Source organism: Phocaeicola coprophilus DSM 18228 = JCM 13818 (genome assembly GCF_000157915.1).
GTDB lineage: Bacteria > Bacteroidota > Bacteroidia > Bacteroidales > Bacteroidaceae > Phocaeicola > Phocaeicola coprophilus.
This window is the reverse complement of sequence record NZ_EQ973651.1, coordinates 173,087-174,122: the sequence shown is the minus strand read 5'-3', so window position 1 is coordinate 174,122 and position 1,036 is coordinate 173,087. Positions and strand designations below refer to the sequence as shown.

Annotated in this window: 1 protein-coding gene and 1 pseudogene; both read left to right on the top strand. The window is 46.1% G+C overall.

Features of this window, described 5'->3' with window-relative positions:
• Window positions 1-340: 340 nt before the first annotated feature.
• The gene (locus tag BACCOPRO_RS16635; protein WP_040311633.1) at window positions 341-703 is read left to right on the top strand and encodes a BlaI/MecI/CopY family transcriptional regulator; all 363 of its coding nucleotides are present in this window, start codon (window positions 341-343) and stop codon (window positions 701-703) included.
• A 33-nt stretch (window positions 704-736) separates the two neighbouring features.
• Window positions 737-1,036, top strand: a pseudogene (locus BACCOPRO_RS18140) (TonB-dependent receptor); the annotation flags it as partial.

The following is a 1,036-nucleotide window of genomic DNA, read 5'->3' as shown; positions in this document are numbered from 1 at the left end:
GTTTACGGGACAGTAGTGATTCGGTTTATTACACTATATACAACCCCATTTCAAGATATACGCCACAAAAGTAGAAAATTTATCATAGGAAAAAAATTTTATCGCCGGATATTTAACGACCGCACGATACCTTCGCATTGACAGGTCAATGCAAAATAATCGACCGCACGATCAGGCCACAACGACCGCATAATTCAGCCACAACGACCGCACAATTCAGCCGCAACGACCGCACGATCAAGCTGCAACGAAAGTAAATTTATCTCTTTAGCTATTATTAACTACAAAGATTAGTTTATCAACTAAAAACTTTCGTTATTTGCAGAAAAAGAAAAAAATCATGAAAGGACTGACTGCAAAAGAAGAAGAAATCATGGGCTTTTTCTGGGAAAAAGGCCCACTGTTTGTGAAAGAAATGCTCGCTTTCTATGACGATCCGAAACCGCATTTCAATACCCTGTCCACCATCGTACGCGGACTGGAAGAGAAAGGTTACCTCTCCCACAAAGCATATGGCAACACTTATCAGTACTATGCCACCGTGAGCCGTGATGATTTCAGCCGCCGTACGCTCCGGAGTGTCATCAGCAAATACTTCAACAATTCCTACCGGGATGCCGTTTCATCGCTGGTGAAAGAGGAGAACATTTCGCTGAAAGAGCTCAAGGAGCTGATACAGAAGGTAGAGGAGGGACGGTTATGAATCGGAAACAAATCAGAAAAACCAGATAACGATATGGGAACCTTTTTAGTCTACATACTGAAATCCGCCGCCTGCCTGGCCGTATTCTACCTGTTCTACAAGCTGCTGATGAGCCGCGACACATTCCACCGTTTCAACCGTTTTGCCCTGCTGGGACTGCTGGTGTTGTCTTCCCTGCTTCCACTGGTCGAAGCCAGTGTAAACAGTCCGGCAGCTGTACAGGAAACAATGCTCACACTGGAGCAGCTTCTCCTGCTGGCCGATATACAGCCGGAAGGCGAAAGCATGGCAGCTGCAACACCGTCTGCCACAGTCTTGTGGTTACGTGCGGCC

Excerpts from the sequence above, each read along its gene's own strand:
- BACCOPRO_RS16635 (WP_040311633.1), top strand. The coding sequence starts at position 341 with ATGAAAGGACTGACTGCAAAAGAAGAAGAAATCATGGGCTTTTTCTGG.